Raw genomic sequence first — 6,263 nt, forward strand, 5'->3', positions numbered from 1 at the left:
TCTTTTAGTGTTACATATCTCATAATGAGATAAATATATTAAATTTTTTACATATCCACAATAAAATACGACATTATTTTATTCTTATTACTTAGTTTAAGAACATGAAAAATATTATTACCCTTTTTCTAATAACAATGACCATTATAAACGGATTTTCTCAAGAAGAATTTTCTAAGGATATTATTTTACATAAGGATAGTGAATTTAATGAGAAATCAATAAATTCAGTTTTGAATAGGAAAAGTTTTAATACATGGTCATTAAGTGCAAATAGTGGTTATAATATGCCTGCTGGTCCTTTTACAGTAGGATACTATTCTGCTAAACCAAATTATATTACTAGTCCAATGGTCAATCATTTTGATATTAACTTGCGAAAGATGTTTAATACAAAATTTGGCTTAATGTTAGGACTAGGTTATGACCATATTTCTAATGCTGGTAAAAGTATGCCATTCAGTAACAATTTGTATAGTTCAAATTTGCAAGCAGTTATAAATGTACATCAAGTGCTAAACTGGGAGGAATTTACACATACTTTTGGATTACAATTACATTTTGGTCCTGGACTGTCTTTTTTGCAAAGTCAAGTAGTTGAGTCTTCAAGTAGGTTTTATAAAGCAAAGGATTTTTCGGTAGATAATATGTATAGTATAGTTACTGGAGCTACGATTTTAGTAAAAGTTTCCGATCATTTAGCTCTTAATATAGATTATACTATTAATAAGAATTTTTCACAGCAGCTAAACTTTGACGGAAAAACTAATGCAGATCTTAGAAATAATGCGACTAGTATAATTTATTCTGCAGGAGCTGGAGTAACCTTCTATTTGGGTAAAAAAGACATTCATGCTGATTGGTTTAGTGAGAGTAAAAGTGAAAAAACGGACGATTTGTTGGCCAGATTAGACATTCTGGAAGCAAAACTGAGGGATGTAAGTAAAAATCTAATTGCTGTTAAATTAGAGCAGTCAAAAAAGGTAAAAGTAGATAATTCAAAGATTATTAATAATACAGTTACTGGGAATGAAAATGTTACCAATGTACAAGCACGTAATATGATAAATTCTCAATATGTAAATGTATTCTTTGACTTTGACAAAAGTACAGTGTCTACAGGTTCAATATCTGCTATTAATTTTTTACTCAAATACCTTAAAGAAAATCCTGAATCAAAATTAGAAGTAATTGGATATGCTGATGAATTGGGAGATACTAGTTATAACAAAAAATTATCGCAAATTAGAGCTAACAATGTAGCTGACATTATTATAAAATCAGGTATTGATGCTAGTAGGTTAACTATTATTGCAAAGGGAGAAGATGATTCAGTACCTAAAGAGTCAGAAGTTGCGAGACAATTAGTTAGAAGGGTCATTTTTAAAATTAATTAAGTATGTTTCAAAATTCAATTTGTTATCACTGATTAATTAAATATATAAACTAAATAGTAATCTTAGTGCTATAATAATATCTTGTTGTAAAAAATTGGTGACATATATAATTTTCACTTAAACACTTGCAAAAATATTTTTGTAAGTGTTTTTTATTTTATAAGTTATTATTTGGCCTGTGCTCACTGTATAGTTAGAATAATGTTGTAAAATTTAATTAAAAGATAAATCATCAATAATGTCCTATACGTTTAAAAACTTACTACAAAAAAGAGTTTTGAATTTTTTATCTTTAAATCATTTTTGAGCTGGACTACAAAAAAATGCTCTGTTAAGCTAGATATATCATAATTTATCGAAAAACATCAAAGTTAGACCGATCGAAAATTTAACAAAATAGTTTCCCAGAAAGAATCATATAAATATAATATAGGAATCAATAGCTGTAATTACTTAGTTAACATGCTTTTTGTCAAGTCACCAAGAGTAGTCTGTTCGATAAATTTGCAATGTGCTTCGCTTGGTAACAGGAAACCTAATTCTTTTTGGAATAAATAAAGCAATCTCAAAGTATTCAATTAGTCTGTCTAGTTCTGAAAAAAGAGATATAGTGTTGGGCTCACATAATTAATTAATTAAATCTTGCAGGAACATTTTTGCAAGTTTTTTTGTTTTATGTAATATAATTTTAATTCTGTAAGCGCATTTGATCTGAGCATATAATTAGAATAATTGGTCATAATTCATTATATATACTAATCAACGGTTGAGAAAATTAAATTAAAAAAAATATCTTTTAGATTATTATGTTAAAAAATTGAAATTCAATATAATTAAAATATGTTTGATATGCATTTTAACATATTATTATTATGTCTAAAGTATTAAAATTAGTAGATATCTATTTAACGATTTGTGAAAAATTTAGTAACTAGACATTACAAGATCTAAAGCACCAAAATATTATGACCATATTTTTATTTTTCATTGAAGAAGGACATCAATTCACGATAAAGAAAACATATGGATTTGCATCGTATTATTTGCATTCTTAGTTTCCAATTTAGATTCTTATTCAAGTTCATCAAATAAACTAAATCAATTATTTGAAGTATTTAGAAATATTTCGAGTTCACTTTTTGAAGATTTTATGCCTCAAGTTCGTCACGTAGACCAGAGTTTACTCGATAGTATGCAGATAATTACTTTTTTTCAAAAACGATTAGCTAAAATAGTTAAGGGCCTTACAAATAAAGGAAATTGTTCTAATAAATGATTGTCTTATTTTGGATAAAAGCTACACGAAATGGCCTTTTGGATTGATAAAATGATTTATGTTGCAGAAGAAATTTAAATAATATCAGTTTCGGTAAATAACTTAATACTATTTAAAGAGGTTTGGTCTAATAAACAAATATTTTTTTTTGAAGACAAAATTTACATCAATCAAGACTTTTTTTTTGGATATGGAAGCAATAGTGTCCTAAAAGTTAAAAAAATAAGCGCAAAAAAGAGGGTTGAATTTTGTATCTCAAATTATCTTTGAGTTGCATAACAAAAATCCGCCCTCTTATGGCGAATATAACGCTGTTTTCTCAAATAATCTCAAAGTTAGACCGTTCGAAATTCAATAAAATAGTTTCCAAGATAGAAACAGACAAGCATATTAAAGGATTCAACAGCTGGAATCACTTAGTTTCAATGCTTTTTTGTCAATTTGCAAAGAGTCAGTCTGTTCGATATATTAAAAATGGACTTCGATCTGCAACAGGGAAACTAAATCATCTTGGAATAAATAAAGCTCCATCAAAGTCTTCGATAAGTTATCAAAACAAAAATCGCTCTCATGAACTTTTAGAGATTATTATTTTGAACTGATGCAAAGTTTAGGACAGCATCCTAGATTTAAGCAAGTTAAATTTACAATTAAGACAAAGATTTTTTTACTACATTCAACTACAATAAGTTTATTTGATTGGGCAAAATATAAGAGAGCCAAAGGAGCTATAAAAATGCACACATTATTCGATTTTGAGGGTAATCTCCTAGCTTATATTAACATTACTAATGGCAAAACGGCAGATAACAAAGGGGATTACGAGATTCCTCTACTAAAGGGCAGAGTTATTGTTGCTAATAGATTTTATAATGATTTCTCACTATTAAATATTTGGGACAGTAATGAGGTGTTTTTAGTAATTAGACATAAGGAAAATTTGCAATTCACAACAGTCAAAGAAAATGAGGTACCCGAATATCGTCATCACCATATTATCAAAGATGAAATTATCGAATCTTAGATTCAATTAACATAGGCCCCTTCAAAATTAAAATACTGTAATAATTTAAGAAGAGTATCTGCATGGAATGATGAAAATGGACAAGTAATCGAGCTGATTACTAATTAATTTCGTTGGTCCCCCAATACTATTAGTGAATTATACAAGAGTAGATGGCAAGTGGAAATTTTTTTTAGAGACATTAAACTGTTACTGCATATCAAATCATTTATATGAACATCTGAAAATGCAGTTATGATTCAAATATGGACAGCTTTGATTACCATTTTAATTCTAAAAGCGTTAAAAGCACAATCAAAATTTGATTGGTACTTGTCCAATCTAGTAGCTTTCATCAGATTGAATCTTTTTGTTAAAATTGACTTGCAAAAATGGTTAGATAGACCATTCCAATAGCATATAGAATCTCCTCCTGGTTACATACAAGGGGATCTGTTTTAAAAAATTAGTATTTTATTACTTAAACTAAATGAAATGAAATGGTCGGCTTTAGTATGCTCCAATTTTATTTAGGACAGGATTGATAAGGAAAATAAAAAAAACTCAATAATGATGACTCCATTAAAAGGATTTAAATATGAATTTCAAAAAAATAGGGACAAAGCAGCTGATGATTTGCTTTCAGTAGTAGTAAGTAGGATTCGACAACCTATAGAACCGCCATTTATTGGTTAATTAAAAATAATGATATTTAAATAGAAAGTTAAGTATGGTCAAGCGAGGGATTATTAATCCATATTTTTGGAAAAACAGCTTCCGATTTTTATAAATTTAATTTTTTAAACCTTGACCGCATTGTTAACTAAATATTAAATAATCGATAAGATTTATTATCCGTTGTATTATTTTTCTCTTTATTTCTTAATTTAGATTAATTAGATTACTCGTTACAAGTAATTTTTTCTTAGTGTATATAATTTTTTAAAAAATTAGACTATGAAAAGCTCATTGAATTATTTACTGGATGATATTAAGAAAGTTGAGTTAATATTTGTTGAAGGAGACTGTTGCGTGATAGATGAATCGTATAAATTAACAACCTATTTACGTAAAGTTTTAGAAGAAACAAAAGATAAAATATTTAAAGAAGGATTTGAAGATGAGTCCGAAGAAATTAATTTCTTTAAAAATATAAAGCCTCAAATACTAGGTAAGTTAATTTTTTACAACAAAGTTTATAGGATAGAAACTTCATGTCCTGTAAATAGTGGGAATTTGTATCAAGCTTTTTTTGCGGCCGAATTAGAGGAACTCAAAACGGAGTATAAAGATCATATTAGTAATTCAGATTTTTACAGATACTACCGGTCGGGCAGGACTGATAAGGATAACGAGTATTATTTGTTAGGGAAGATCAATTATCACAATGGTCTTAGTAGTATAGTTTTCGAAATAGATTCAACCTTTTCAACTTATTACGATTATAAAGTTGCAAAAATAATAGCAAATGAATTACTTTATCATTACTTGCTATCTAAAACGGATGCCGATCATAACAATCATCAATCACTGCAAAATTCAGAATCTGCTAAAGATTTGTTTTGGACTGATTCAAAAAATTCACTTATAGAATTGATTTATGCGCTCCATGCTAGCGGAGCTATCTCTCATGGTAAAGTAAGTATTAGAAAAATCAATTTAGCCTTTTTTGTCTTATTTAAAATTCATTTAGGAGATATTCATCATGCATTTCACCGGATGAAAGACAGAACAGGTTCGAGAACAGCTTTCATAGATCAGCTAAAATTATCACTTGAAGATTATATGAATAAGAATTTATGACTATTCCACTTCTTCAACAAAACAGCGTGTCTCTACGCTGTTTTTTTTTACCCATAATTGCCAATTGCTCTGTAGGTAAGTTATATCTATTTCCATTAGATACTGACTTGCTAATAGGACTTAAATCTAGAACAAATAACCGTTTTTACTATTATTAATCCGTAAAAAGTTTTTTTTCAATTGGTTGTCATTGGCGGAATAACTATAAAATCATATTCAAATTTGTACCAGACCAGTAAGTTATTGTACAAATCTTAAAATTAAGCTCATATGAATATAGATAGAATTGAATTTATAGCCTGGATGGAGCGTATCATGGATCGTTTTGATATTTTAAATGAACAAGTTAATAATATTCAAAAGAATCGAAATAATATTGACGGAGAAGAACTGCTAGATAATCAAGACCTTCTTCAGATGTTAAAAATTAGTAATCGTTCACTTCAACGTTACAGATCTTCAGGTAAATTACCTTATTACACAATTAGCGGAAAAATCTATTATAAATTATCAGATGTTCATCAATTTATTCGAGATAGTTTTAACGCTCCTTGCCATTAAATAAGAGTCAATTAAAGACAAATTGTTCCACTAAAAGTCAGTTTTCAAATAGTACTTATTCATCTATTTATTTTCGAATAATCAAATTGAAAAATAGGATGGAGCCGAGCGAAAAATATATTGATAATGTGTTTTGACCCCTATAAAACAAGAGTATTATTCTAAATTTCGATTATTAATTATGCGGTTAATTTTTCCATTAAAATTAGATCTTTATCCTGGT

General features: G+C 28.0%; 8 protein-coding genes. All 8 read left to right on the forward strand.

Translation table 11 applies throughout. The annotated features are described in order from the left end of the window. Nucleotides 1–104 precede the first annotated feature (104 nt). Complete coding sequence (locus tag M2326_RS17195; protein ID WP_264620779.1) at nucleotides 105–1,397, forward strand: OmpA family protein; 1,293 nt, start codon at nucleotides 105–107, stop codon at nucleotides 1,395–1,397. 1,572 nt (nucleotides 1,398–2,969) lie between these two features. Next, entirely contained in the window at nucleotides 2,970–3,275 is a 306-nt protein-coding gene (locus tag M2326_RS17200) for a DUF4372 domain-containing protein (protein ID WP_264620780.1), read from the forward strand. Further along, nucleotides 3,275–3,697 carry a transposase gene (locus tag M2326_RS17205; RefSeq protein WP_264620781.1) on the forward strand — a complete coding sequence of 141 codons (423 nt, stop codon included), beginning with the start codon at nucleotides 3,275–3,277 and terminating at the stop codon, nucleotides 3,695–3,697. Before M2326_RS17200 ends, M2326_RS17205 begins: the two co-directional genes overlap by 1 nt. Nucleotides 3,698–3,826: 129 nt before the next feature. Continuing rightward, nucleotides 3,827–3,913: a transposase gene (locus tag M2326_RS17210; protein WP_264620786.1), complete on the forward strand. Its 87-nt coding sequence runs from the start codon at nucleotides 3,827–3,829 to the stop codon at nucleotides 3,911–3,913. An 18-nt stretch (nucleotides 3,914–3,931) separates the two neighbouring features. Next, nucleotides 3,932–4,093: a hypothetical protein gene (locus M2326_RS17215; protein WP_264620782.1), complete on the forward strand. Its 162-nt coding sequence runs from the start codon at nucleotides 3,932–3,934 to the stop codon at nucleotides 4,091–4,093. A gap of 153 nt (nucleotides 4,094–4,246) precedes the next feature. Beyond that, on the forward strand, nucleotides 4,247–4,372 hold the full coding sequence (locus tag M2326_RS17220) for a hypothetical protein (protein WP_264620783.1): 126 nt from the start codon (nucleotides 4,247–4,249) through the stop codon (nucleotides 4,370–4,372). Nucleotides 4,373–4,633: 261 nt separating this feature from the next. Further along, entirely contained in the window at nucleotides 4,634–5,479 is an 846-nt protein-coding gene (locus tag M2326_RS17225) for an RteC domain-containing protein (protein WP_264620784.1), read from the forward strand. Between the two features lie 270 nt (nucleotides 5,480–5,749). Further along, a complete protein-coding gene (locus M2326_RS17230) occupies nucleotides 5,750–6,040 on the forward strand; it encodes a helix-turn-helix domain-containing protein (RefSeq protein WP_264620785.1) in 291 nt (96 codons plus the stop codon). The last annotated feature ends 223 nt before the right edge of the window (nucleotides 6,041–6,263 follow it).

The sequence above is a fragment of the Flavobacterium psychraerolatum genome (assembly GCF_025960985.1).
GTDB lineage: Bacteria > Bacteroidota > Bacteroidia > Flavobacteriales > Flavobacteriaceae > Flavobacterium.

Excerpts from the sequence above, each read along its gene's own strand:
- M2326_RS17215 (WP_264620782.1), top strand. The coding sequence starts at position 3,932 with ATGATTCAAATATGGACAGCTTTGATTACCATTTTAATTCTAAAAGCG.
- M2326_RS17225 (WP_264620784.1), top strand. The coding sequence starts at position 4,634 with ATGAAAAGCTCATTGAATTATTTACTGGATGATATTAAGAAAGTTGAG.
- M2326_RS17220 (WP_264620783.1), top strand. The coding sequence starts at position 4,247 with ATGATGACTCCATTAAAAGGATTTAAATATGAATTTCAAAAAAATAGG.
- M2326_RS17205 (WP_264620781.1), top strand. The coding sequence starts at position 3,275 with ATGCAAAGTTTAGGACAGCATCCTAGATTTAAGCAAGTTAAATTTACA.
- M2326_RS17200 (WP_264620780.1), top strand. The coding sequence starts at position 2,970 with ATGGCGAATATAACGCTGTTTTCTCAAATAATCTCAAAGTTAGACCGT.
- M2326_RS17195 (WP_264620779.1), top strand. The coding sequence starts at position 105 with ATGAAAAATATTATTACCCTTTTTCTAATAACAATGACCATTATAAAC.
- M2326_RS17230 (WP_264620785.1), top strand. The coding sequence starts at position 5,750 with ATGAATATAGATAGAATTGAATTTATAGCCTGGATGGAGCGTATCATG.